Origin of the sequence: Iamia sp. SCSIO 61187 (assembly GCF_019443745.1) — a bacterium.
Classification (GTDB): domain Bacteria; phylum Actinomycetota; class Acidimicrobiia; order Acidimicrobiales; family Iamiaceae; genus Iamia.
In genome coordinates this window covers 1,139,402-1,162,908 of record NZ_CP050948.1, presented here as the reverse complement: position 1 = coordinate 1,162,908, position 23,507 = coordinate 1,139,402, and the positions used below count along the sequence as shown (strand labels likewise).

Below are 23,507 nucleotides of genomic sequence, written 5' to 3'. Positions count from 1 at the left end.
GTGCGGTGCGGCTCAGGTCAGGGCCGCGGTGATCCGGGCGAGGAGGGTGTCGTAGTCGTCGAGGGCCGGCAGCTGGGGGAACTCGGCCACGACGTTGGCCGGGGCGTGGAACAAGAAGCCCACGTCGGCGGCGAGCAACATGGTCGTGTCGTTGTAGCTGTCGCCGGCGGCGATGACGCGGTAGCGCAGGCCCTGCAGGGCGTGGACGGCAGCCTGCTTGGGGTCGGGCATGCGCAGCCGGTAGCCGACGACGCGGTCGTCGGCGATGTCCAGGCGGTGGCACAGGATCGTCGGCCACCCCAGCTGGGCCATGAGCGGGGCGGCGAACTGCTCGAAGGTGTCGCTGAGGATCACCACCTGGGTGCGCCGCCGCAGCTCGGCGAGGAAGTCGGCGGCCCCGGGGAGGGGCGCCAGCCCGGCGATGACCTCGGCGATCAGCGACATGGTCAGCCCGTGCTCGGCCAGCAGGTCGAGCCGGTACCGCATCAAGACGTCGTAGTCGGGCTCGTCGCGGGTGGTGCGCCGGAGCCCGTCGATGCCGGTCCGCTCGGCCACGGCGATCCAGATCTCGGGGACGAGCACGCCCTCGAGGTCGAGGGTGACGATCGACTGCTGCTCCCCTGCCATCGGCCCATGCTGGCCGGGCCGAGGGCGGCGGTCCGAACCCGGCCCGCCGGCCTCCCCCGCCGAACGTCAGTCGTCGTCCTCGGACTCCCCGCCACCGAAGCCCCCGTCCTCCTCCTCCTGGTCGTCGTCATCACCCTCGTCCTCGCCGCAGGCGGCGAGCCCGGCGAGGGGCAGGGCGGCCACGGCCATCAGGGCGGCGGCACGGCGGAGACGGGTGGCGGGCATGGCGGACCTCACGGATCGGGTGACGGACGCCACGCCCCTGCCCCCGCCGGATCCGGCCAACCGGGCGAGTGGGTGCACCGCCGGGTCCGGCCGCCTCCCCGCTCGGCCATGATCGGGGCCATGACCAGCACCGAGCACCGCGTCGACCACGGAGGCGTGGAGATCGTCTACGACGACCACGGCCCGGCCGACGGTCCGCCGGTGATCCTGCTGCACGGGTTCCCCGACTCGGCCCGGCTGTGGCGCCACCAGGTGGCCTCCCTCACCGCCGCCGGGCACCGGGTCCTGACCCCCGACCTCCGGGGCTTCGGCCGATCGGGCCGACCCGAGGCGGTCGACGCCTACAACCTGCTCGTCATCGCCACCGACGTGGTCGCCGTGCTCGACGACGCCGGCGTGGCGACGGCCTGCGTCGTCGGCCACGACTGGGGCGCCGCCCTGGCCTGGGCGGTGGCGACCATGGCCCCCGACCGGGTCGACCGCGTCGTCGCCCTCAGCGTGGGCCACCCGTCGTCGTTCAGCCGGGCCGACCTGGCCCAGCGGGAGAAGTCCTGGTACATGCTCCTGTTCCAGTTCGAGGACGTCGCCGAGCGGTGGCTGTCCGACGACGGCTGGGCCCGCTTCCGGGAGTGGTCGAACCACCCCGACGCCGACGCCGTCACCGCCGAGCTCGAGGCCACCGGCGGGCTCACGTCCGCCCTCGCCTGGTACCGGGCCAACATGCCGGCGGAATCCCTCGTCGGCCCGCCGATCGACCTCCCGCCGGTCCCGGTGCCGGCCATGGGCATCTGGTCGACCGGCGACATGGCCCTCCTCGAGGAGCAGATGACCGGCTCGGCCGCGTTCTGCGCCGCCGGCTTCCGCTACGAGCGCATCGAGGGAGCCGGCCACTGGATCCCCCTCGACGCGCCCGACGCGGTCAGCGCCCTGCTGCTCGACTTCTTCGCCGCGCCCTAGCCCGCGGCGACGATCGCCGCCGCCAGCCGCTCGGGGTCGGTGACCATCGGGAGGTGACCCGTCGGCATGGTGACCACCGACGCCGGGCCGGGCAGGAGGGCGATCATCTCCCGCTGCCTCGCCGGGGCGACCGGCCGGTCCCGCTCGGTGTGCACGTAGGTCACCGCGACGTCGGCGGCCTGCGACCAGTGCACCGGCTGGAAGTAGTGGTGCACGGTGTCGGGCACGCAGCGGAGGGGGTCGACGACGAAGGCCAGCTCGTCGTCGGTGAGGGCGTCACCCCCGTAGGCGGTGCGGAACGGCTCGGGGTCGGCGGGGGGACCGGGCAGGGTGATCGCCGGCCCGCCCGTCGCCGCCGCCTGCTCGACGCTGGCGACGAGGCCCTCGCGGTGCACCGGCTTCATGCAGTCGAGCCCGCACCCGCCCTCGGGCGGCACCAGCGCCGCGACCAGCACGACGGCCCGCACCCGGCCGGGGGAGGCGGCCACGACCCCCGGCACGACGAGCCCGCCCGACGAGTGGGCCACCAGCACCACGTCGTCGCCGGCCTGCCCCTCGATGGCCGCGACCACGGCGGCGACCTCGTCCTCGACGGCGATCGTCGCCAGGTCGGCGGGGCTCTCGCCCCGACCGGGCAGATCGACCGCGCAGACCGGCCCCGGCAGGTGCGGCACCAGGCGATCCCACGCCCGCCCCGTCGCTCCCCCGCCGTGCACCAGCACGGTCGTCGCCTCGCCCACGGCGGCAACCTACGCGACCGGCGGCGCCCGACCGGGCCGGGGGATTCGACAAGGGGCGGCCCGGCCGCTTGGCTGGATGGGTGCCCGTGTCCTCCGCCCCGTCCACCGTCGTGCGTGCATCGGACGGTGAGCCCGTCGATGCGACAGTGGCGCGACAGGAGTGGGCCGAGGCCGCCCGCCCGATCCTCGAGGGCGTGGCCGGGACCTACGGCGGCACCATCTCCTACACCGAGCTGGCCGAGGCCGTGCAGGAGCGGGCCGGCATCACCACCTCCCAGCAGGTCCGCCACTGGATCGCCCCGGTGCTGCAGATCGTGAGCCAGGGCTGCGAGGACCGCGGCGAGCCCCTCCTCGCCTCGCTCGCGATCCGGGCCGACGGCAACGTCGGTCCCGGCTACGCGACCACCGTCGGCACGGTGCGGGGCGACAAGCCCGAGGATCCCGAGATGCACGCCGCCGAGGAGCGCCTCGAGTGCTACCGGGCCCACGGCGCCGAGCTCCCCGCCGACGGCGGCCGCCCCAAGCTCACCCCCGTCGAGCACGAGCGCCGCCAGCGTGCCGCCCTGCGGGCCAGCAAGGTCATCCCCGCCCGCCCGGCGTGCCCCACCTGCCAGATGCAGCTGCTCACCTCGGGCGTCTGCGGCACCTGCGACTGACGGTCGCCCCCGGCCGGACGGCCGATGTCGTCGCCTCTCAGCCGGATCGGCCGACCAGAGCGCGACCGAGGAACTGGAGGGCGGCGCGTTGGAGCTCCTCCATCCCCGCGTCCATGTGACCGCCACCGGCGATCACGAGATACTGGTGTGACACCTCTGCGGCCAGGAGCTGCGCGTGCAGGTGCTCGGCGCCGTCGCGCAGCCTGAACTCGTCCTGCTCGCCGACACCGAGGAAGATGGCGGGAGCGTGCCGGTGGACCGCCTCGAGGTTCTCCGAGAGGCGAGCGTCGACTCGCTGGTGGGGGGCGACCTCGAGCACCTCGAACAGCTCGCCGAGCACCCCCTCGCGGTTCTGCGCCGGCACGTCGTCACGGGTGGTCCCGGGGAACACCGCCGGCGCCAGCGCCGCTCCAGCGACGAACCGGGCCGGCTGTCCGAGCACCATCGTCAGCGCTCCGAAACCACCCATGGACGCACCCATGAGCGCAGTGCGGGAGAGGTCGACGTCGTACTGCTCGGACACGAACCTCGGCAGGTCCTCCGCCACGACCGCCGCCCAGGATGGGCCATCCGGCCAGTCCAGGTAGAAGCCGCCCTCGGTCGGCGTGCTCGCACAGGCCACGACGCAGGGGGGCAGGGCGCCGGAGGTCCACAGCTCTCGCACGATCGGCGCATGGAGGTCGACCGACCGAGCCGACGACATGGCGCCGTGCAGCAAGAGGATGAGGGGCAGGCCCTCGGTCGGCGTCGACGCAAGGATCCGTACCTCGACGTCGGTCGGTGCGTGCGACGAGGACATGAGGTGGTGGTCGATCTGTGGGGGCACCGGGTTCACCTCTGATCGGGCGGCTGGACGGAACAGCGTCGACAGGATGGTCGATCGGCGTCCCCGCTCGGATCAATGGGGTTTCGCGAGGTGGGGAGTCAGCGGGAGCTCGGACGCGAGCAGGGCGAGCACCTCTTCCTCGGTGGGAGATGAGCCCTCGAGCACGGGCATGCCTGCGATCGCCATGACCGGGATCCGGTCCTCCAGGTGGAGGAACACTGCGCCGAGTGCGCTCAGGCGGCGGCGACGTCGAAGAGGTTGCCCTCGGGGTCGGCGAGCGTGCACCAGGTGGTGCCGTACTCGTCGTGGTCGGAGTGGTGCGTCGCGCCCAGGGCGACCAGCCGGTCCACCTCGGCCGGGAGGTCGTCGGTGCTGAGGTCGATGTGGACGCGGTTCTTGCCCGGGGTGGGGTCGGGGACCATGAGGAACATCAGCGTCGGGGTCGGGCTCGTGCCCCGGTCGGCCATCCCGATGGTGGCGAAGAAGCCGTTGGCGCCCTCGTCGACCGGGCGCTCGAGCACGCCGGACCAGAACCGGGCGAGGGCCTCGACGTCGGACGCGTCGAACACGATGTGGGCGAAGGTGACGGACACGGTGATCCTCCTGGATCGTCAGGCCGGCCCGATGGGCCAGCAGATCTCGGTGCGGTACTGCTCGGGGTCGTCGGTGCGCTCGGGCCCGATGACGTAGAGCTCGCGGATCGGGCGGCCGGACGAGCCGCAGTGCTCGGCCACGTGGCGCCCGAGGGCGCCGTAGGTCCGGTCGAAGTCGGTGAAGGCACCGGCGTGGATGCCGACGGCCACGTCGAGGGCGTCGAGGACGAGGACCTCCTGGTCGGTCGCCGGGGTGACGGCGTCGGTCGCAACGATGGGCACGAAGGCGACGACCTCGCCCTCGTCGTCCTCGAACCACTCGTGGGACCAGACCGCCCCGCCCGGGCCGACGGGGAGGGCGCCGCCCGCCTCGAGGGTGGCGTGCAGCGCCGGGAAGGCGCGGCCGAACGCGTCGGCGATGGTGTCCTCGCCGGCGGTGAAGCGGGTGGCCAGGACGGGCTGGGCCGGGAGGTGGCGGTGCTCGACGACCACGTCGGGGAGCGGGTCGAGGGCGAGGCGCAGCGACGCGACCACCGCCCGGGTCCGGGTCAGGCTGGCCTCCATCCGGTCGAGGTGCTGGCGCAGCAGCTCGGCGCGGGTCTCGGGGTCGGGCGCGAGGACGACCGACCGGACGTCGGGCACCGGCATGTCGAGGTCCCGCAGGCGTCGGATCAGCTGCGCCGTCTCGACCTGGTCGACGTCGTAGCGGCGGTAGCCCGACGACGGGTCGATCTCGGCCGGCGCCAGCAGGCCGACCTCGTGGTAGTGGCGGAGCGCCTTCACGCTGAGCAGCGTCAGCCGGGAGAAGTCGCCGATGGTGACCGTCGGGGGCACACCCCCAGCCTGCACCCTCCTGCCGCGGGAGGGTCAAGGGGGTCGGCCGAGGACGGGCGTCGCTAGGTTCCGGAGGTGAGCGCGGGAGCGAGGTCGACGACGGGGCGCCCGCCCGGCCGCCCGGCGGTCGGCTACGTCCTCGTGCTCAGCGCCGCCGCCCTGTTCATCGTGAACGCCGGGGTGTCCCGAGCGACCATCCGGGCCGGCGTCGACCCGCAGACCCTGACCACGATCCGGGCCACCGGGTCGGTCCCGATCTTCGCCCTGTGGGCCCTGCTGTGGGACCGCAGCGCCCTGCACCCGCCCCGCGGTCGCATGATCGGCTGGCTGGTGGTCATGGGCGTCGTCGGCGTCGCCCTGCTGCAGTGGACCTACTTCGTCGCCATCGACCGCCTCCCCATCGGGATCGCCCTGCTCCTCGAGTACACGGCGCCGGTGCTGGTGGCGCTCTGGGCCCGCTTCGTGAGCCGGGAGCCCGTCAGCGCCCGGCTCTGGCCGGCGCTGGGGTTGTCGCTCGTCGGGCTGGCCGTCGTCGCCCGGGTGTGGAGCGGCCTCGCCTTCGACGGCCTCGGGGTGGTCGCCGGGTTCGGCGCCGCCACCTGCTTCGCCGTGTACTACCTCGTCGGGGATCACGGCATCTCGGACCGGGACCCGCTCCACGTCATCCTGTGGGCGTTCCTCGTCGCGGCCGTCTTCCTCAACGTGGTGTGGCCGGTCACCCGGCTCGACGCCGACGTGGCCACCGAGGCGGCCAGCCTCGGCGGGTCGCTGGAGGGCGTGTCGGTGCCCGGGTGGACCCTCCTCCTCTGGGTCGTGGTGCTGGGCAGCGTGGCGCCGTTCGCCCTCACCCTGTTCGCCATGCGCCACCTCCCGCCCACGGTCGTCGTGGTCGTCTCCATGGTCGAGCCCGTCGGCGTGACCGCCCTCGGCTGGGCGTGGTTCGACGAGACCCTCGGCCTCGTCCAGCTCGCCGGTGGCGCCGCCGTGGTGGCCGGCATCGTGCTGGCCCAGTCGGCCCGTCGAGCGCGGGCGACCGACCCCGTGCCCGTCACCTGAGCGGCCGCGGCACGGAAGGTGCCAGGCACCATCCGTGGCCTCGCCGCATCGACGTCGTCCCGGGCGTCCCGCGGGCCATCCGGTCGCGGCTGCCGTGGGTCGGTCGTACCGATGGCTGGGTACGGCGGCGGTGCGAGGCGGTGGTGTGGCGTCGGCTCGGGGGCCGGCGCTGTGCGGCGTCCTGCGGCCCGACCTGCCGTTTCGGGCACTGGTGACCACAACCGATCTGCGAGGCTCACAGCGGCACACAGGAGCCGAGAAACTCCATGATTTCCTGGGTTTCCGGGGTTCGATTCCCGTCTGTCGGGTATCATGGGTGTCATGTTCGAGGCGCTCGCCACCACCATCGACGACCTGGACATCCCGGTCGACGGCGACGCCCTCGAGACGGCGCTGTTCTGGAGGGACCGGTTCGAGGCCAAGCTCATCGAGGCCCTCTGCGCCTTCGATGACACCAACGAGTGGGACACCGCCGAGGGCTGCGCCTCGATGACCGCCTGGTTGCGGGTCCGAGGGCGGATGACCAACAGCGACGCCCAACGGATGGCCACCACCGCCCGCCGCCTCCGCCACCTCCCGGTGCTGCGCGCCGCCTGGTTGTCGGGTGAGGTGTCCGGTGGGCACGTCGCCGCGGTGGTGGCCAACCTCAACGACCGCACCGCCCCGCTGTTCCAAGCCCGCGAGGACGACCTCGTCCCCATGCTCGCCGGCCTCGACGTGACCGAGGCGGTGGTGGCCATGAAGTCCTGGGCCGCCCACGCCAAGGAGACCCTCGACGACGGCCACGAAGGCGAGCCCGACCCCGACCGCTCCGCCCACCTCTCACCCACCCTGTCGGGTGGGCGGTTGGACGCGAACCTCGAGCCCGAGGCCTTCCACGCCGCCCAGGCCGCCCTCCGGTTGGCCATGGGCCGTGGCGGCGAGGACGACGAGCGGACCCCGGCCCAACGGCGCCACGACGCCCTGGCCGAGATCTTCACCAACTTCCTCGACCACCAACAGGACCACAAGGGCGGACGGCACCGCCCGCATCTGAACATCACCATCGGCCTCGAGGAGCTCACCTCAGGCCGCGGGCAGGGGTGCTTCGACGACGGGACCCCCATCACCGCCCAGGCCGCCCGACGGCTGGCCTGTGATGCGAACATCCACCGGGTCATCACCAAGGCGGATGGCACCGTCTTGGACTACGGGCGCTCCACGCGGACGATCCCGGCGCCGTTGTTCCAGGCGTTGTGCATCCGGGACAAGGGGTGCCGGTTCCCCGGCTGTGACCGGCCCGCCCATCGCACCGACGGCCACCACGTCGCCGAGTGGATCGCCCACCGAGGACCGACGAACCTGCGGAACCTGGTGCTGTTGTGCCGGTACCACCACGGCGTCGTCCACCGCCCCGGCTGGACCATCGAGCTCCGACCCGACGCCACCGTCATCATCACCACCCCCGACGGACGGAAGCGACGATCCCAGCCCGTCGACCGACGGGCCCTCGCCGCCTGACACACGACACCACCAGGTGAGCCCGCCCCCGGCGGGCTCACCACCGCGCCCGAACACGGAAGGTGCCAGGCACCTTCCGTGGCGGCGGGGCTAGTCGATGACGGCCTGGCGCTGCTGCACCTCGATGGGCAGGTCGGCGCTGACGACGATGGGCGCCTGGGTCCCGCTGACGCCGTTCGAGGCCCGCCACGTCACCTCGTAGGTCATGTCCACCGTGATGGTGAACCCGCCGAGGTCGACGTAGGTGTGCCCGCACTCGGTCCGGGCCCCGGTGGTGCCCGGGTGGGCCGACCCCGGACCGGGGCAGACGACGGCGGCGCCGCCGTCGCCCGGCGTCCAGGTCGTGGTGACCGGCGTGGCCGTGACCTCGGCCCAGATGCCGGGCAGCTCGGCCCGCGCCGTCACCGGCCGCCACTGACCCGGGTCGATCCAGAACCAGGTCTGCAGCCCGACCAGCTGGAACCCGTCCTCGGGCGGCGACGTGTGCGGCCGCGGCAGCGCCAGGCTCACCGAGTCCCGCGCCTCCTGGGCCAGCACCGCCGGGTCGATGATGTACACCGGCGGCGCTCCCGGCCCCGTCGGTGCCCCGGGCGCCGGCACCGGCTGACCCGGCTCCGGCAGCTGGCACGCCTGGCGGTCCTCGGTGAAGTCGAGCACCGCCACGCACTCGGCGTAGGTCAGCCCCGGGTGCTGCGGCGGCCCCGCCGGCGCGCCCGAGCCCCCCGACCCCCCGGAGCCCGTGTCCTCCGCCGTCGGCCCGCCTCCGCCTGGACCAGGGACCTGCGGCACCTCCCGCCTCCCCCCCGGCGAGCCGGGCGTTGCAACCTCGGCATCAACGCTCGGTGGGGCATCTGAACTGCCCAAGTCTGCGCTTACTGGACCACCGATGAAGAGAACCCAAGTGACTGCAACGAGGGTCGGCACCAGACTCTTCATTGCGCGGGGCACTGATCACTCCCGTCTACTTCCTCAAGCGTGCTCCGGCCCGTCAGACGCCAGCCGCCATCGAGCCTTCGAGCTTCCGTCTCGTAGAGATTTGCCTGCACCTCATCGTTGATTACGTCGCCGTCTGGTGACAGCACCCTGTCGCTGTCGATAACGCATTCCACGAGTGACGCTGAGGCGTCATCTACTTCGACGGACAGAACCTCGTGGCGAGTCTGATCGCCAGGTTGAGCCTCATTGCCCGTCGCTTCGAACTCGGCGATCTGGTCGAGGACCCCCTCCAAGTACGGACCAGCCGCATACGCCGCAAGGTCGTCGGGATTGGCTCGGTCGATGTACACAGAGCGGACGCTCACAAACCAATCCTCGGCGAGCTGGCGGAGGGCTTCTTCGTCCTCGGCCTCCTGTGACTGCGTCGTCGTGGGGGCGGTGGTGGTGGGGTCCGCCCCGCCGTCGTCGCCGCCGTCGCCCCCGCCACAGCCGACCAGGGCAGCGGTGCAGATGGCACCGAGAAGCATCAGAAGTGGACGAGAACGCGACATCACCGGACGCCTTGTACCCCCACGATGCCCTCGGTCACACCTTGACGTCAGACGGGTGGGCGCCGCTCGGCCCACGGGTGGGCCTCCTCGAGCTGCGCCGCCACGCGGAGCAGGACGTCCTCCCGGGCCGGCGCCGCGACCAGCTGCTGGCCGATCGGCAGCCCGTCGGCGGACCGGCCCAACGGGAGCGAGATGGCGGGCTGGCCGGTGATGTTGAACGGGGCCGTCAGCGACACGATCGACGCCGAGCGGATCAGGCCGACGAGCGGGTTGTCGGGCGTCGCCGCGAACTGGCCGAGGGTCGGCGGCAGCTCGGGCACCGTCGGGGTGAGCAGCAGGTCCCACTCGTCCCACCAGCGGACGATCCTGCGAGCGTGGGTGTGGAGCCCCTCGACGCCCGCCAGGTACTGCGCACCGGTGATCGAGCGGCCCATCTCGGCCACCGCCCACGTCCCCGGCTCGACCCCGTCCTCGGTGACGGGCGTGCCGAGGAGGTCACCGATCTGGTCGAGGTCCCGGGCGGTCCACACCCCGAAGCAGGTGAGGAAGTGGTCGCTGGCGGCGGGGTCGGCGAGGGCGGGCGGCGAGGCCTCCTCGACCTTGTGCCCGAGCTCGGCGAGCTGGCGGGCCACCGCCTCGGTGGCCGCGGCCACCTCGGGGTCGGTGGTGGTCGCCTCGTCGGGCGACTGGCTCGTCCACCCGATCCGCAGCGAGCCGGGGTCGGCGCCGACCTCGTCGCGGAACGGCCGGGCGGGGGGTGGCGCCCAGTAGGGGTCGCCCACGTCGGGGCCGGCGACGGCGTCGAGCAGGGCGGCGGTGTCGCGCACGCTGCGAGTGACGGCGAGGCGGCTGACGAGCCCGGCCCACGACTCGCCGACGTCGGGGCCGAGCGTCACCCGCCCCCTCCCGGGCTTGAGCCCGACCAGGCCGCAGAAGGCGGCGGGGATGCGGATCGACCCGCCGCCGTCGCCGGCGTGGCCCATGGGCACGACCCCGGCGGCCACCGCGGCGGCGGACCCACCGCTCGACCCGCCGGGGGTCCGGGTGGTGTCCCACGGGTTGCGGGTCGGGCCGTAGGACTCGGGCTCGGTCGACGGCACCAGGCCCAGCTCGGGCGTGTTGGTCTTGCCGATCACCACCAGGCCGGCGGCCCGGAACCGCGCCGCGAGGGTGTCGTCGGACGGGGCGACGTAGCCGGCGTCGCGCAGCGCCTTGGTGCCCATGTGGAGCGGCAGCCCGGCGGCCATGCCGTCGAGGTCCTTGAGCACGAACGGGACGCCCCGGAACGGGCCGTCGGGCAGGTCGCCCCCGGCCTCGTCGATCGCCTCCTGGTAGCGGGGGTGGATGATGGCGTTGAGGTCGCTGGTCGCCTCCGCCCGCTCGACCGCGGCACGGACGAGCTCGGAGGGTGAGACCTCGCCGGAGCGGACGAGGTCGGCCTGGGCGGTGGCGTCGAGGTCGGTGAGGTCGGCCATGGCCGGGACCCTACGCTCACCCGCGCGTGCCGACTCCTCCGGCGCTCCTCAGGCGGCGGTTCCCGGCGTGCGCCGGTGCAGCACCCACGCCGCCAGCACGCCACCGATGGCGCCGAAGACGTGACCGGTCCAGGAGACGCCGGGGCGGGGCAGGAGCCCCCAGAGGATCCCGCCGTACACGACCAGCACGACCAACCCACCGAGCATCCACGTCACCTTGCGGGCGATCACGCCCCGTGCCAGCAGGTAGGTGAGGAAGCCGAAGACGAGGCCGCTGGCGCCGAGGTGCACGGTGCCCGACCGGGCGAACACCCACACGCCGATGCCGCTGATGGCGCCGACGATGGCGGCCACCCGGACGAAGCGGGCGATGCCGCCGCTGGCGATGGCGCCACCCATCACGACGAAGGGGATGGTGTTGGCGAACAGGTGCCGGAAGCCGTCGTGGAGGAACGGCGCCAGGGGGATGCCCAGCACGCCCCGCACCGACCGGGGCCGGATGCCCCACGAGTCGAACGGGGTGCCGGGCACCAGGTCGACCAGCTCCTGCACCCACATCACCGCGGCCACGACGGCCACGACGACGAACGGCCGGAGCAGGTCGGCGACGGGGCCGTCGTCGGTGTCGGCGCGCGCTGCGCCGGCGGCCGGTTCGGGGATCAGCGGGGTGCCCACAGGACCATGCTCGCACCCGTGCGGGGTGAACGGCACGCGGCGTGGCAGGGTCGGGGCACCCGAACGACAGGAGACCGGCGATGGCCGACGAGAAGTGGTGGTGGGACCTGACCAACGGACGGGCCGTCACCGACGCCGAGCGACCCCGTGACGTCGAGGCCCTCGGCCCCTACCCGACGAGGCAGGCGGCCGAGGACTGGCGGTCCAGCACCAAGGCGCGGAACGAGGAGTGGGACGCCGAGGACGAGCGCTGGTCCGGCGAGGACCCCTCGGACGACTGACCCTCACCCCCGCAGCACCAGGCCGCGGTAGGAGTCGCGGAAGCCGGCGGCGACGAGCAGCTCGGCGGCGTCGGTCTCCCGGACCGGCAGGCCGTCGACCTTGGTGATCTCGACGCTGCGCCGGCGCCCGGCCCGCACCAGGGCGACGAGGGCGTCCACCCACCGGGTGTCGTCGTCGACCGTGCGACCGTCGACGGTCGCGGTGTCGTCGCCCTCGGCGGCCACCCGTCCGGCGGCGCCGGGGAAGAGGCTGACGGTGCGACCGCCTCGCTCGAGGTAGGCGAGCGGCCGCCCGTCGACCAGCACGACGTGGGCCCCGGCGGCCCGGGCCGGTCGGCCCGACGAGGCCGGCCACGGCAGGGCCGCCCCGTAGGGCTGGGCCGGGTCGGTGGCGGCCAGGACCACGGGCGCGACGGGTGCGTCGAGGTCGAGGTCGTCGAAGGGGTCGTACGGGTAGGGGGCGTCGCTCCACCCCGTGCCGGGGTACGGCTCGGGCTCGGCCGTCCAGCCCGCCGGCAACCCATCGACGTCCAGGTCGTCAGCCACCGGCCCGGTCCCGGCGCCGTCGTCGGCGGGGACCGGATCGGGGGTGCGAGCGGTGGCGGTGCGCCGGTCGCCGGCGGGGTCGCGCTCGGCGCGGAGGCGGTCGACGGCGCCGGGCAGGGCGAACTGGGCGGCGCCGAGCCCGGCCACGAAGTAGCCCCGCCGGACCGAGCCCTTGTCCTCCATGGCCCGCAGCACCGGGTAGACGCCGGCGAAGCCGCCCTCGACCCCCTCGGCCAGCGCCGCCTCGCGGGTCAGGACCCCGTGGCGCTCGAGGAGCTGCCGGGCCCGGGCCAGGGCAGCCTCGCTCGGGGTCGGCACCGGCTCGCGCAGCGGGGCCACGAGCGACCAGCGGCCGGCCGCCGCCGGCGGGCCCTGCCGGGTGAGGCGTCCCGGGCGGGGTCGGCCGGCACGGGTCGGCGGGGCCGACGCGCCGCGCTTGCCCTTGCCCGCCCCGCCCGCGACGAAGGCGCGCAGCGGGGCCAGGGTGTCGTTGGTGACCTCCCCCGACCAGACCAGGTCCCACAGCGCGGCCAGCAGCGAGCGGTCGTCGTAGTCGAGCTGGGCGGCGGCCACGGCCGTCTGGAGGTCGGGCCAGAACGACGCCCCCCGCCCGGCGAGGTGGGTGCGGAGGAGGTCGTGCACGGCGCCGTCGGGCAGACCGTCGGCGTCGGGCTCGGGGACGAGGAGGCCGAGCTCGTCGCGGAACGCCAGGCGCACCCGGCCGTCGCCGGCCCCGATGGCCCCCGCCCCGACCCACACCACGTCGCCCGACGCGGCCAGGGCGTCGAGGTCGGCGGGCCGGTAGCGGTCCATGCGGGCCGGGAGGACGTCGGTCTCCAGCACCGACGCCGGGATCGGCGCACCCTGGAGCACGGCGATGGCCTCGGCCAGCCCGTCGACGCCCCGACGGGGCATCCCGACGCCCTGCCAGGCCGGGAGGAAGCGGGCCAGGGCGTCGGCCTCGACCGGCTCCACCTCGCGGCGCAGGGCCGCAAGCGATCGCCGGCGGATGCGCCGCAGGACCTCGGCATCGCACCACTCGCGCTCGACGCCGCCCGGACGGAACTCGCCCAGGACGACCCGGCCGTCGGAGGCCAGCTCCGACAGGGCCCCGGCGGCGCGGGGTTCGTCGACGCCGTAGCGGGCCGCGACCTCCCGGGTGAGGAACGGCCCGTGGGTGCGGGCGTAGCGGGCCACGAGGTCGAGGAGGGGTCGGTCGACCGGGTCGGTGAAGGCGGACGGCAGGCCGACGGGCACGGCGCAGCCCAGGGCGTCGCGGAGGCGCGCCGCGTCCTCGGCGGCGGCGATGCGCTCCTCCCCCGCCACCCCGACCCGGATGGCCCGTCGCTCCTCGACCAGCGCGTCGACCCAGGCCTCGACTGCGGTGCGCACCGCGACCTCGTCCCGATCGGGCGGCGGCCACGCCGCGACGCCGGGCGGGTCCGACTCCGCGGGCGCGGCGGGCCACTCCCCGTCCGCCGCGCCCTCGGTGGCATCGGTGGGACGTTCGTCCGAGCTCTGCCGCCGCGATCGGGCGCGCCCGGCCTCGCCTCCCGGGTCGGCCCGCCGCGCCAGCTCGTCCAGGGACAGGGGACCCAGGGTGCGGACGAGGTCGTGGAGCTCGTCGGTGTCCCGGGCCGCCCGCTCGCCGTCGAGGTGCTGCAGCGATGCCTCGACCTCGGCCAGGACGTCGGCGTCGAGCAGGTCGCGCAGCTCGTCGGCGCCGAGCAGCTCGGCCAGCAGGTCCTTGTCGAGGGCCAGCGCCGCCGCCCGGCGCTCGGCCAACGGCGCGTCGCCCTCGTACATGTAGACCGAGATCCACCCGAACAGCAGCGACTGGGCGAAGGGCGACGCCTTGGGCGTGTCGACGGGGACGACCCGCACCCGCCGCGAGCGCAGGTCGCCGAGCAGCTCGCGCAGGGCGGGGACGTCGAAGACGTCGGTGAGGATCTCCCGCGTCGTCTCGTAGAGGATCGGGAACCGGGGGTGGCGGGCGGCCACGGTCAGCAGGTCGGCCGCCTTCTGGCGCTGCTGCCACAGCGGCGTCCGCCGGTCGGGCCGCCGACGGGGCAGGAGCAGGGCCCGAGCTGCGCACTCGCGGAACCGGGAGGCGAACAGGGCGGTCGTGGGGAGGTGGGCGATGATGAGGTCGTCGACGTCCTCGGGGTCGACCAGCAGCTCGTCGAGCGGGAACTCGTCGTAGGCCTCGGGCAGGCGGAGGACGATGCCGTCGTCGCTCCACATCAGCTCGACCGGGGTGCCCCACCGCTCGGTGAGCCGAGCCTGGAGCACCATCGCCCACGGGGCGTGGACCCGGGCGCCGAAGGGCGAGAGGATGCAGACCCGCCAGTCGCCGATCTCGTCGCGGAAGCGCTCGACGACGATGGTGCGGTCGTCGGGGACGGCGCCCTCGGCCACCTGGTCGTCGATGTAGGCGAGGAGGTTGGTGGCGGCCCGGTCGTCGAGGTGGTGCACGGTGCGCAGCCGCTCGTAGGCGCCGTCGCGGGGCATCTCCCGCAGGCTCCGGGTCGTCTCGCCGACGGCCCGCCCCAGCTCGAGCGGTCGGCCGGGCCCGTCGCCGTGCCAGAACGGCATCTTGCCGGGCAGGCCCGGCGCCGGGGTGACGACGACCCGCTCGGGGGTGATGTCCTCGATCCGCCACGTCGAGGCGCCGAGCAGGAACGTCTCGCCGACGCGGGACTCGTAGACCATCTCCTCGTCGAGCTCGCCGACCCGTTTGCCGTCGGGCAGGAACACGCCGTAGAGGCCCCGGTCGGGGATGGTGCCGCCGCTGGTGACGGCCAGCCGCTGGGCGCCCCGGCGGCCCCGGACGACCCCGAGGGCCCGATCCCAGACGATGCGGGGCCGCAGCTCGGCGAACTCCTCGCTGGGGTAGCGGCCGGCCAGCAGGTCGAGGACCTCGTGGAGGATCGTGTCGGTGATCTCGTGGAACGGTGCCGACCGGCGGACGACGGCCTTCAGCTCGTCGACGGTCCACTCGTCGAGGGCGCACATGGCCACGATCTGCTGGGCCAGGACGTCGACCGGGTTGCGGGGGTACCGGGTCGCCTCGACCAGGCCGGCCTCCATGCGGGGCACGACGGTGGCCGCCTCGAGCAGGTCGGCCCGGTGCTTGGGGAACACCTTGCCCCGGCTGGGCTCGCCGACCTGGTGCCCGGCCCGGCCGATGCGCTGGAGGCCGCGGCTGACGGCGCCCGGCGACTCGACCTGCACGACCAGGTCGACCGCACCCATGTCGATGCCCAGCTCGAGGCTCGAGGTGCACACCAGACCCCGGAGCCGGCCGCCCTTGAGGTCGTCCTCGATGATGAGCCGCTGCTCGCGGGCGAGCGACCCGTGGTGGGCCTTGACCAGCTCGGGGATGGGCGTACCGTCCGGGAGGTGGCCGGGCGCGGGCGGGGCGCCGAACGACTCGGCGCTGACGTAGCCCGGGCCGTCCGGGGTGTCGCCCCGGGCGATGGCGTCCTGCTCGGCGGCCAGCTCGTTGAGGCGGGTCGCCAGCCGCTCGGCCAGGCGGCGGGCGTTGACGAAGATGAGCGTGCTCCGGTGCGATCGCACCAGGTCGAGCAGCTCCGGGTGCATCGACGGCCAGATGCTGCGGCGGGGCGCCGCCGCGCTGGCCGGCCCGCTCGGCGGGGCGTCCGGGCCTCCGGGTGCGCCCCCGCCGGGCGTGATGGGCTGGCCCAGGTCGGCCATGTCGTCGACGGGGACGATGACCTCGACGTCGAGCACCTTGCGGCTGCCGGCGTCGACGATCGTGACCGGCCGGGCCGCACCGGTGTCGTCGTAGCCGCCGAGGTAGCGGGCGATCTCGTCGAGCGGGCGCTGGGTGGCCGACAGCCCGATGCGCTGCGGGGCCCGGGTCGCCACCTGCTCGAGCCGCTCCAGGGTGAGGGCCAGGTGCGACCCCCGCTTGGTGGCGGCGACGGCGTGGATCTCGTCGATGATCACGGCCTCGACGTCGACCAGCGTCTCCCGCACGGCGCTCGTCAGCATGAGGTAGAGCGACTCGGGGGTGGTGATGAGGATGTCGGGCGGGTTGCGCTGCAGCTGGCGCCGCTCGTCGGGGCTGGTGTCGCCGGTGCGCAGGGCGACGGTGGGCTCCTGGAGGACCGGCTCTCCCGTCCCGCCCGCCCCACCGGCCGCCAGGCGCTCGGCGGCGAGGCGGATGCCCTTCAGCGGCGACCGCAGGTTCTTGTCGACGTCGACGGCCAGCGCCCGCAGGGGCGAGATGTAGACGATCCGGGTCCCGCCCACGGCCTTGCCCTTGGCGTCGAGCTCCCGGGGCCGGGACATCAGCGAGTCGATCCCCCACAGGAAGGCGGTGAGGGTCTTGCCCGACCCCGTCGGCGCCAGGATCAGGGTGTGGTCGCCCGCCGCGATGGCGGGCCACCCCTTGGCCTGGGCGTCGGTGGCCCCGCCGAACGACGTCCGGAACCACTCCCGCACCGGCGCGCTGAACAGCTCCAGCGCATCGTCAGGGGGGGCCTTCGTCACCACAGGGGGAGCCTACGGAAGGGGTGTGACAGCGAGGCCCTCGGACGGCGCCCGCCATGCCCAGGCCGAACCGGTCGTGATCGGCTCGACCCCAGACGGTGGGGGCTCGGATCGGCGCGCTCGACCCCTCCGACCGGTCGGAGCGGCAATGATCCGGGGATGCCCGAACCTGCTGCGTCGTGCCCGGCCGAGCTCGACCCCGTGGCCTACCTGACCGACGGCGACGCCGAGCTGCGGCGGTGCGCCGCACAGCACTGGTGGGCCCAGGGGATGGACCAGCACGGTGCCCCGATGCCGATCGTGCTCGGGTGGGAGGCGACCCGCGAGACGCTGTCGGACCGGCGGCTCTCCCCCCGGTCCTTCGTCGACGACATGGTGGCCAGCGGCCTGTCGCCGACCGCCACCGCCCAGATCACGCCCCTGTTCGGCCGGCACGGGGCCGAGCACCGGCACCTGCGGGCGGTGCTGTCGACGGCCTTCACCCCCCGCAGGGTCGAGCAGCTCCGGCCCGCCGCCCGGGCCATCGCCGAGCGGCTCGTCGACGACATCGAGGCCGGCGGCGGTGCGTGCGAGATCGTGGCCGCCCTGGCCGAACCGCTGCCGCCGGAGGTCTTCGCCCTCCTCTTCGGCCTGCCGGTGGAGGACCGCGACCGGATGGCCCGCTGGGCCGGGGCCATCGCCCGCGCCTTCACGGTGCAGATGGATCCCGACGACGTCGCCGTGGTCGAGGCGGCGACGGCCGAGATGCGGGCCTACGGGCACGAGCGCATCGCCGCCAGCCTCGCCGCTCCGGGGGACGACCTCGTGACCCGGCTCGTGGACGCCGAGGTCGACGGCCAGCGCCTGTCCGACGACGACGTGATCGCCATGATCACCGGCTTCGTGTTCGCCGGGGCCGAGACGACCCGCCGTCAGCTCACCGCGTCCGTCGCCGTCCTCGCCGAGCACCCGGACAGCTGGGAGCGCCTCGCCGCCGACCCGAGCCTCCTCCCGACGGCGGTCGACGAGATCCTCCGGTTCCGGCCCATCGTCCCCGGGCTCACCCGGCGGGCCGAGGAGCCGTTCACGAGCGACGACCTCAGCCTCGAGACGGGTGACCGGCTGCTGCTGTCGTTCACGACCGCCAACCGGGACCCGGACCGCTTCGAGCGGGCCGACCACCTCGAGATCGACCGCCCCGACGCCCATGCCCACGTCACCTTCGGGTGGGGGCCGCACCTGTGCGTCGGGGCCGGCCTGGCCCGGCTCGAGCTGACCGAGGCCCTCGGCGCCCTCACCGCCCGGTTCACGCCTCCGGTCGTGGAGGAGGCCGGGCCCATCGGCGGCTTCGGCGCCCCCGACTGGCTGCGCGTCCGCCTCACCCGCCGCTGACCAGGTCGGGCGCACGGATGGTGCCAGGCACCATCCGTGCGGACTCTGAGCCGGGAGCCGGCCACCGGTGGCCGATCCCTGGCTCAGAAACGCTCGCGCGACCCGGATCGGGCTACCCGACCTCGCCGGTGCGCATGACCTCGGCGTACCAGCGGGCGCTGGCCTTGGGGGTGCGCGCGTAGGTGGCGTAGTCGACGTGGACGAGGCCGAAGCGGTGGGCGTAGCCCTCGGCCCACTCGAAGTTGTCGAACCAGGTCCAGACGAACCAGCCCCGCAGGTCGACGCCGGCCTCCCGGGCCCGATGGGCCTGGGTGATGTGGGACCGGAGGAAGTCGATGCGCTGGACGTCGTCGAACGGCTCGTCGAAGGCGGCCCCGCACTCCTCGACGTAGAGCGGGGTGTCGCCGTAGGCGGCGACCATCTCCAGCGTCTCGAACAGGCCCTCGGGCTCGATGGCCCAGCCGCCGTCGGTGTGGGGCCCGTCCGGCTCGACCAGGTCGACGTGGGCCGTGCCCGGCCACTGGGCCCAGTCCCGGCCGCCTCTCTCCTCCGGGGCATGGCGGACGTGGTGGCGGCGGTAGTAGTTGAGGCCGAGGGCATCGATCGGCGCGCTGATGACGTCGAGGTCCCCGTCGTGCACCACGTCGGCGAAGCCGAGCCCCGCCCAGTCCTCGACGACGTCGGCGGGGTACGCGCCCCGCAGCACCGGGTCGAGCCACACGCGGTTGGCGATGCCGTCGACGCGCCGGGCCACGTCCAGGTCCGCCGGCGTCGACCCCGCCGCCACCACCGGGTACGGGTTGACGGTCAGCCCGATCTCGGCCCCGGGGGCCCTCACCACGCCCCGCAGGGCGGCGACGGCCAGGCCGTGGCCCAGCAGGAGGTGGTGGGCGGCCGCCACCGCGGCCGCCGGTGACCGCCGCCCGGGGGCGTGGATCCCGGCGGCGTAGCCGAGCATGGCCGAGCACCACGGCTCGTTGATCGTCCGCCAGTGGGCCACCCGGTCGCCCAGCGCCTCCCCCACCAGGGCGGCGTACTCGGCGAACCGGAGGGCGACGTCCCGGGTCGGCCACCCGCCGTCGGACTCCAGCTCGTCGGGCAGGTCCCAGTGGTAGAGGGTGGCGACGGGCGTGATCCCCCGGTCGAGCAGGCGGTCGACCAGCGAGCGGTAGAAGTCCACCCCCCGCTCGTTCAGCGCCCCGCGCCCGCCGGGCTGCACCCGGGGCCAGGCGATCGAGAACCGGTAGGCGCCGACGCCGAGCGACGCCATGAGGTCGACGTCCTCCTCCCAGCGCCGCCGGTGGTCGACGCCCCCGGCGCCGGTGTCGCCGCCCCGGATGGCGCCCGGCACCGACGCGAAGGTGTCCCAGATCGAGCGACCGCCGCCGTCGACCTCCATGGCCCCCTCGACCTGGTGGGACGACGAGGCGACCCCCCAGACGAAGTCCGGGGGGAACGCTGCGGCCGGGCTCACGTCCGGATGGCTTCGCCGGTGGAGGCGTCGAAGAAGTGGAGGGCGTCGACCCGGACGTTCACGAGGATGTCGGTGCCGGACTGCACCTTGCTGCGGGGGTCGAACCGGCCGATGACCGCGGCCCTCCCCTCGGCGGCCTGGCGCTCGAGGAGCTCGACCGCCTGGCTGTCGGAGTCGATGGCGGCCGAGCGGGTGTCGTCGGTGACGGCGGGGCGGGCGTCGATCCGCATGTGCACGAGCAGCTCGGACCCCAACGACTCGCGCAGCTCGACGTGGGCCTTCAGGGGCGCCACGACGTCGCCCTCGCGGTGGCCGATGTCGTGGGCCTCCACGTCCTCGGGGCGGATGCCGATGATCACGTCCTCGCCGACCCGGGCGGCGAGCCCGGGGCGGCGGGCGACCACCGACGCCGGGACCGGCAGGGTCTGGGTGCCGACGCGGACGGCCAGGTCGCTGCCGTCACCCTTGTCGAGGGCGACCGCCCCTCCGCCGGCCACGCTCCGACCGGCGCTCGCCCCGCTGCCGTCGTCGCCGGAGACGATGGTCCCCTCGACCAGGCTCATCGACGGTGAGCCGATGAAGGCGGCCACGAAGGTGTTGTCGGGCTCGGAGTAGAGCTCCTCGGGCGGGGCGACCTGCTGGAGGCGGCCGTCGCGCAGCACCGCGACGCGGTCGCCCATCGTCATGGCCTCGGTCTGGTCGTGGGTGACGTAGATGGTGGTGGTGCCCAGCTCGCGCTGGAGGCGCGCGATCTCGGTCCGCACCTGGACGCGGAGCTTGGCGTCGAGGTTCGACAGCGGCTCGTCCATCAGGAACACGGCGGGGTCGCGCACGATGGCCCGGCCCATGGCGACCCGCTGGCGCTGCCCGCCCGAGAGCTGGGCCGGCTTGCGGTCGAGCCAGGGCTCGAGCTGCAGCGATCGGGACACCTCGTCGACGCGGGAGGCGATCTCGGCCTTGGGTCGCCCGGCCAGCTTGAGGGCGAAGCCGATGTTCTGGCGCACCGTCATGTGCGGGTACAGGGCGTAGTTCTGGAACACCATGGCGATGTCCCGGTCCTTGGGCGGCAGGTTCTCCACCGAGCGCTCCCCGATGAGGAGGCTCCCGTGGGTGACGTCCTCCAGGCCGGCGACGCAGCGCAGGGCGGTGGACTTGCCGCAGCCCGAGGGGCCGACCAGCACGAGGAGCTCGCCGTCGAGGACCTCCAGCGAGATGTCGCGGATCCCGAAGGCGCCGTTGGGGTACTGCTTGCTGACCTGATCGAAGGTCACGGAGGCCATCAGCGGCCCCTCCTCTCAGAGACGTCCACGACCCTCATCCCTTCACCGACCCCGCCAGCAGGCCACGGACGAAGTAGCGCTGCAGGGCGAAGAAGACGGCGACGGGCAGGGCGATGGACACGAAGGCGGCTGCGGTGAGCAGGTGCCAGTCCTGGCCGCGCGACCCCGACAGGGTGGCGAGGCGCACGGTCATCGGGGCCGCGTCCTGGGAGTTCCCCAGGAAGGTGGAGGCGACCAGGTAGTCGTTCCAGACCCACAGGAACTGGAAGATGGCGAAGGCGGCGAGGGCCGGGACCGACAGGGGCAGGACGAGCCGCCAGAAGATCGTCGGGTGGTCGGCGCCGTCGATGCGGGCCGCCTCCATCAGGTCGGCCGGCAGGCCCGAGATGTAGTTGTGCAGCAGGAAGATGGCCAACGGCATGCCGAAGGCGATGTGGGTGAGCCACACCGCCGCCGGCTTCCCCGCCAGGTCGAGGTCCGGGAACAGGGTGAGGGTCTCGCCGAAGAGGCTGAGGTGGGCGCCCCCGGTCGACAGCTGGAGGAGCGGCACCAGCGACATCTGGAGCGGCACCACCAGCAGCCCCACCACGAACACGAACAGCCCCTTGCGGAACGGGAAGTCCATCCAGGCGAAGGCGTAGGCCGCGAAGGCGGCGAAGGCCAGGGGGATCAGGGTGGCCGGGATGGTGATGGCCATCGAGTTCAGGAAGTGGCCCCACATGTTGGGGGCGTCGGTCCCGGACGTCGAGAAGACCGCGTCGTAGTTGTCGAGGGTGAGGGACGGGTCGGTGACGACGGTCCACCAGCCGGTGGTCTTCACCTCGGTCTCGGGGCGGAACGACGACACCAGCATCCCGAGCGTCGGGAGGCTCCACACGGCGACGATCGCCCACAGGACGAAGGTCGGGATCGCCCGCAGGCTCCGGTAGGCCCGGGCGGTGACGGGCTGGCCGAGCGGCTGCTCGGTGTCCGCGGTGTCGTCGAGCGGCTTGGTGTCGACCGTCGTGGTGAGCGCCGTCACCGGCTCCACGCCCGTCACGAGGTGGCCTCCCGTCGGACGCGCCACATGTTGGCGGCCATGAGGGGGAGCACGGCCATGAAGAGGAGGACGGCGAGGGTCGAGCCCACGCCCAGGTCGCGGGCGATGAAGGCCTCCTGGAACATCTCGTTGGCGATGACGCTGGTGCCGAACTCGCCGTTGGTCATGACCTTGACGATGTCGTACACCTTGAGGACGGTGACGATGAGCGTGGTGACGACCACGATGACGGTGGGACGGATCGACGGCAGGGTGACCCGCCAGAAGATCTGGCCGGTCGTCGCCCCGTCGACCTCGGCCGCCTCGATCAGCTCGTGGGGCACGCCCTTGATGGCGGCCGAGAGCAGCACCATGGCGAAGCCGGTCTGGATCCAGATGAGGATGAAGATGAGGAACAGCGAGTTCCACGGCCGGTCCTGGATCCACGCCTGCGGCTCACCCCCCAGCCCGACCCACACGCCGTTGAGCAGGCCGATCTGGTCGTTCCGGGCCGGGACGAAGGCGTAGACGAACCGCCAGATCACGCTGGCGCCGACGAAGCTGATCGCCATCGGCAGGAAGATCAGCGACTTGGCCACCGATTCGCCGGCGGCCCGGTCGGCCAGGGCGGCGATGGCCAGGCCCAGCACCGTGGCGAAGCCGGTGACGAACACGACCCAGAACAGGTTGTTCCAGATCACGCCGCGCAGGGCCCCCATCATCGCCAGGACGACGAGGGCGGCGGCGGTGCTGAGCGAGACGACCGGCACCGGCCCGCCCAGGTCGGCGCCGCGCCCCCGGGCCGGCCCCCGCAGGACGACGGTGACCACGGCGATGACCACCAGCACCAGGGCGATCTGCGCCAGGCGGCTGGAGAGGACGTCGCCGATGCCGTTGAAGCTGAAGACGTCGGAGTTCCCCAGGACCGACCGGTAGTTCTCGAGCCCCACGGCCTCGTCGCCCCGACGGCTGCGGAAGCTCAGGTAGATCGTGCGGACGGCCGGGACGACCAGCCCGATGAAGAGGAACGACAGCGCCGGGGCGAGGAAGATGACCGGGCGCCAGCGGTCGGGGATGCGGCGGGCCCGCTCGGCCGACGGGGGGCGCACGCGGGCCCGGAGGGCGCCGACGAGGGCGCCGACCACCGCACCGCCCAGCGGCCACAGGCCCCCGCCCTTGAACCAACCACCGCTGTTGGCGAGGGCTCCGGCGGGCACGCCGACGGCGGCGCCGATGAGGATCGAGTACAGGGTGAAGCGGGTGCGGGCCAGGTCGACGGCCGCGTTGGCGGCGAGGAACAGGCCGAGGGTCACACCGACGATGGCGAGGACCTGGAGGATGGTGGTGAGGAGCTGGGCCATGGGAGGT

Annotated in this window: 21 protein-coding genes; 6 read left to right on the top strand and 15 right to left on the bottom strand. The window is 73.9% G+C overall.

Features of this window, described 5'->3' with window-relative positions; all coding sequences use genetic code 11:
• Positions 1-12 precede the first annotated feature (12 nt).
• Positions 13-627, bottom strand: a complete 615-nt coding sequence (thrH, locus tag HC251_RS05705; protein WP_219944343.1) for a bifunctional phosphoserine phosphatase/homoserine phosphotransferase ThrH — start codon at positions 625-627, stop codon at positions 13-15.
• A gap of 66 nt (positions 628-693) precedes the next feature.
• Positions 694-852, bottom strand: coding sequence for a hypothetical protein (locus tag HC251_RS05700; RefSeq protein WP_219944342.1), 159 nt, complete (start codon positions 850-852; stop codon positions 694-696).
• A 120-nt stretch (positions 853-972) separates the two neighbouring features.
• On the opposite strand from HC251_RS05700, the gene HC251_RS05695 reads away from it, so the two are divergent.
• Positions 973-1,809, top strand: coding sequence for an alpha/beta fold hydrolase (locus HC251_RS05695; protein WP_219944341.1), 837 nt, complete (start codon positions 973-975; stop codon positions 1,807-1,809).
• Here the strand turns inward: HC251_RS05695 and HC251_RS05690 are convergent.
• Positions 1,806-2,549 carry an alpha/beta fold hydrolase gene (locus HC251_RS05690; RefSeq protein WP_219944340.1) on the bottom strand — a complete coding sequence of 248 codons (744 nt, stop codon included), beginning with the start codon at positions 2,547-2,549 and terminating at the stop codon, positions 1,806-1,808. The two genes, HC251_RS05695 and HC251_RS05690, sit on opposite strands and share 4 nt — an antisense overlap.
• 80 nt (positions 2,550-2,629) lie before the next feature.
• Between HC251_RS05690 and HC251_RS05685 the strand changes: the two genes are divergently transcribed.
• The gene (locus HC251_RS05685) at positions 2,630-3,205 is read left to right on the top strand and encodes a hypothetical protein (protein WP_219944339.1); all 576 of its coding nucleotides are present in this window, start codon (positions 2,630-2,632) and stop codon (positions 3,203-3,205) included.
• 37 nt (positions 3,206-3,242) lie between these two features.
• On the opposite strand, the gene HC251_RS05680 is transcribed toward HC251_RS05685, so the two are convergent.
• The 3 genes from HC251_RS05680 to HC251_RS05670 form a co-directional block, all read right to left on the bottom strand.
• On the bottom strand, positions 3,243-4,031 hold the full coding sequence (locus HC251_RS05680; RefSeq protein WP_219944338.1) for an alpha/beta hydrolase family protein: 789 nt from the start codon (positions 4,029-4,031) through the stop codon (positions 3,243-3,245).
• Between the two features lie 233 nt (positions 4,032-4,264).
• Positions 4,265-4,624, bottom strand: coding sequence for a VOC family protein (locus tag HC251_RS05675; RefSeq protein ID WP_219944337.1), 360 nt, complete (start codon positions 4,622-4,624; stop codon positions 4,265-4,267).
• Between the two features lie 18 nt (positions 4,625-4,642).
• Complete coding sequence (locus HC251_RS05670) at positions 4,643-5,458, bottom strand: MerR family transcriptional regulator (RefSeq protein WP_219944336.1); 816 nt, start codon at positions 5,456-5,458, stop codon at positions 4,643-4,645.
• Positions 5,459-5,533: 75 nt separating this feature from the next.
• On the opposite strand from HC251_RS05670, the gene HC251_RS05665 reads away from it, so the two are divergent.
• Entirely contained in the window at positions 5,534-6,514 is a 981-nt protein-coding gene (locus HC251_RS05665) for a DMT family transporter (RefSeq protein WP_219944335.1), read from the top strand.
• A gap of 321 nt (positions 6,515-6,835) precedes the next feature.
• Positions 6,836-8,014 (top strand): HNH endonuclease signature motif containing protein, encoded by a 1,179-nt coding sequence (locus tag HC251_RS05660; RefSeq protein ID WP_219944334.1) that lies wholly within the window; start codon positions 6,836-6,838, stop codon positions 8,012-8,014.
• A gap of 90 nt (positions 8,015-8,104) precedes the next feature.
• Here the strand turns inward: HC251_RS05660 and HC251_RS05655 are convergent, their stop codons facing one another.
• The 4 genes from HC251_RS05655 to HC251_RS05640 form a co-directional block, all read right to left on the bottom strand.
• Positions 8,105-8,677 carry a hypothetical protein gene (locus HC251_RS05655; RefSeq protein WP_219944333.1) on the bottom strand — a complete coding sequence of 191 codons (573 nt, stop codon included), beginning with the start codon at positions 8,675-8,677 and terminating at the stop codon, positions 8,105-8,107.
• 269 nt (positions 8,678-8,946) lie between these two features.
• Positions 8,947-9,477: a nuclear transport factor 2 family protein gene (locus HC251_RS05650; RefSeq protein WP_219944332.1), complete on the bottom strand. Its 531-nt coding sequence runs from the start codon at positions 9,475-9,477 to the stop codon at positions 8,947-8,949.
• Between the two features lie 71 nt (positions 9,478-9,548).
• Positions 9,549-10,976 (bottom strand): amidase, encoded by a 1,428-nt coding sequence (locus HC251_RS05645; RefSeq protein WP_219944331.1) that lies wholly within the window; start codon positions 10,974-10,976, stop codon positions 9,549-9,551.
• 48 nt (positions 10,977-11,024) lie between these two features.
• Complete coding sequence (locus HC251_RS05640) at positions 11,025-11,651, bottom strand: rhomboid family intramembrane serine protease (RefSeq protein WP_219944330.1); 627 nt, start codon at positions 11,649-11,651, stop codon at positions 11,025-11,027.
• 80 nt (positions 11,652-11,731) lie between these two features.
• On the opposite strand from HC251_RS05640, the gene HC251_RS05635 reads away from it, so the two are divergent.
• Positions 11,732-11,932, top strand: a complete 201-nt coding sequence (locus tag HC251_RS05635; protein WP_219944329.1) for a hypothetical protein — start codon at positions 11,732-11,734, stop codon at positions 11,930-11,932.
• 3 nt (positions 11,933-11,935) lie between these two features.
• Here the strand turns inward: HC251_RS05635 and HC251_RS25460 are convergent, their stop codons facing one another.
• Complete coding sequence (locus tag HC251_RS25460; protein WP_255566609.1) at positions 11,936-16,996, bottom strand: DEAD/DEAH box helicase; 5,061 nt, start codon at positions 16,994-16,996, stop codon at positions 11,936-11,938.
• Between the two features lie 159 nt (positions 16,997-17,155).
• Here HC251_RS25460 and HC251_RS05625 point away from each other — a divergent pair, with 159 nt between their 5' ends.
• A complete protein-coding gene (locus HC251_RS05625; RefSeq protein WP_219944328.1) occupies positions 17,156-18,367 on the top strand; it encodes a cytochrome P450 in 1,212 nt (403 codons plus the stop codon).
• 112 nt (positions 18,368-18,479) lie between these two features.
• On the opposite strand, the gene HC251_RS05620 is transcribed toward HC251_RS05625, so the two are convergent.
• From HC251_RS05620 to HC251_RS05605, 4 genes are read right to left on the bottom strand one after another with little or no spacing between them, the layout of a single operon-like run.
• Positions 18,480-19,841: a GH1 family beta-glucosidase gene (locus HC251_RS05620; RefSeq protein WP_219944327.1), complete on the bottom strand. Its 1,362-nt coding sequence runs from the start codon at positions 19,839-19,841 to the stop codon at positions 18,480-18,482.
• Positions 19,838-21,121 (bottom strand): ABC transporter ATP-binding protein, encoded by a 1,284-nt coding sequence (locus HC251_RS25935; protein ID WP_219944326.1) that lies wholly within the window; start codon positions 21,119-21,121, stop codon positions 19,838-19,840. Before HC251_RS25935 ends, HC251_RS05620 begins: the two co-directional genes overlap by 4 nt.
• A 34-nt stretch (positions 21,122-21,155) precedes the next feature.
• Positions 21,156-22,151, bottom strand: coding sequence for a carbohydrate ABC transporter permease (locus HC251_RS05610; RefSeq protein ID WP_370651335.1), 996 nt, complete (start codon positions 22,149-22,151; stop codon positions 21,156-21,158).
• 5 nt (positions 22,152-22,156) lie between these two features.
• Complete coding sequence (locus HC251_RS05605) at positions 22,157-23,500, bottom strand: carbohydrate ABC transporter permease (protein WP_219944325.1); 1,344 nt, start codon at positions 23,498-23,500, stop codon at positions 22,157-22,159.
• Between the last annotated feature and the right edge of the window lie 7 nt (positions 23,501-23,507).